1 protein-coding gene is annotated in these 2,081 nt (G+C 61.8%); it reads right to left on the bottom strand.

The genetic code is table 11. The annotated features are described in order from the left end of the window. Positions 1 to 2,081 (bottom strand): efflux RND transporter permease subunit (locus AC1DWI_RS20870; RefSeq protein ID WP_477725647.1); only part of this gene is annotated, 2,081 nt, incomplete at both ends.

The raw sequence follows: 2,081 nt of genomic DNA on the forward strand, positions 1-2,081 counted from the left end.
CGTCAAACGGCACGCCCAGCGCATTGGCTTTGTCACGGTCTATGTCCAGCTGCAGCTGCGGCGCATCTTCCAGGCCGTCGGGCCGTACCTGTGTGAGCACCGGACTCTTGGCAACCATGCCCAAAAGCTGGTTGCGTGCGTTGATAAGCGCATCATGGCCCGCACCTCCGCGGTCCTGCAGGCGGAAGCTGAAGCCCGAGGCCGTTCCCAGTTCGGGAATGGGTGGGGGGCTGAGCGGAAAGATGAAGGCATCACGCACACCCATGAGGGCGCCGAAAGCCCGTCCTGCTATCGCTGAGGCCGAATGCGCTTCGCCGTCGCGCTCGTTCCAGTCCTTGAGCGTCACGAACGCCAGCGCGGCATTCTGGCCCTGGCCGGAAAAGCTGAAGCCAAGCACGCCGACCATGCTTTCGACTTCCGGCTGCTTGAGCATGAAACCCTCGACTTTCTCCATCACCGAAAGCGTGCGCTCGTAAGTTGCGCCCGGCGGCAACTGCACGTTCACCAGCAGGTTGCCCTGGTCTTCATTGGGCAGGAAGGATGTGGGCAAACGCAGGTATACCACCGCCACAGCGGCAATGATGGCCACATAGATCACCAGGTAACGTGCGGCGCGTTTGAGAATACGCGCGACCATGCTTTCATAGCTTTTTGCGGTGCGCGAGAACCCCCGGTTGAACCAGCCGAAAAAACCCTTTTTCTCGTGATGGTGCCCAGCCTCAACCGGCTTGAGCAGCGTGGCGCAAAGTGCCGGCGTGAGGGACAGGGCCAGGAAGGCGGAAAAGCCGATGGACGAAACCATCACGGCGGAGAACTGGCGGTAGATGTTGCCGGTCGAGCCCGCGAAAAATGCCAAAGGCACAAACACGGAAATCAGCACCACGGTGACGCCAATGATGGCGCCCGAAATCTGGCCCATCGCCTTGCGGGTGGCCTCCAGCGGCGGCAGGCCCTCTTCGGTCATGATGCGTTCGACGTTTTCGACGACCACGATCGCATCATCGACGACGATACCGATCACCAGCACCATGCCGAACATGGTGAGCACGTTGATCGAGAAACCGAGCGCCAGCAAGGTGGCGAAAGTGCCCAGCAATGCAATCGGCACCACGATGGTCGGGATGATGGTGTAGCGCCAGTTCTGCAGGAACAGGAACATCACGAGGAACACCAGGGCCACCGCCTCAAACAGCGTTTCCGCGACCTGGGAAATCGAAATCTTGACGAAGCGCGAGCTGTCGTAGGGGATGCTCCACTTCATGCCTTGCGGAAAATAGCGCTCGAGTTCGGTCATCTTGGTTCGAACGGCCTTGGCAGCGGCAAGCGCGTTGCCGCTGGGTGCCAGCTGAACACCGATACCGATCGCCGTCTTGCCGTTCAGGCGAGCCGACGTGGCATACGTTTGRCCACCCAGTTCAATGCGGGCCACGTCTTTAAGGCGCACCGACGAACCGTCGGTGTTGGCGCGAAGGACAATGTTGCCGAACTGCTCGACATTGGCAAGCTGGCCGGTGACTACCACGGTGGCAGCAATGCCTTGTCCCGCTACATTGGGACGGTCGCCGATGCTGCCGGCCGACACCTGGGCATTTTGCGCGCGGATGGCGTTGTTAACGTCATTTGCCGACAGGCTGAAACCCGTGAGCTTGGCCGGGTCCAGCCAGATGCGCATGGCGCGCTCACTGCCGAAGAGCTGGGCCTGGCCGATTCCTTTGACACGCTGGATCTCGGGCACGATGTTGCGCGAAGCGTAATCACCGAGCGCGACGGGGTCGTGCGCGGGATTGTCGGACGACAGCATGATGAACAGCAGGAAGTTGGAGCGTGATTTGTCGACGCGAACGCCTTGCTGCGTGACGGCGGCGGGCAGCCGCGGCGAGGCGCGCGACAGGCGGTTCTGCACATCCACCTGCGCGAGATMGGGGTTGGTGCCGGGCTCGAAGCTCAGCGTGATGCTGCCGGAGCCGTCGGCCTGCGCCACCGACTCCATGTAGATCAGGCCGGGTGAACCGTTCATTTCGCGCTCGATCACCGACAACACGCTGTCTTCGAGCGTCTGGGCAGAGGCGCCGGGATAGGCG

The organism is Polaromonas sp. P3_C2, assembly GCF_056402675.1.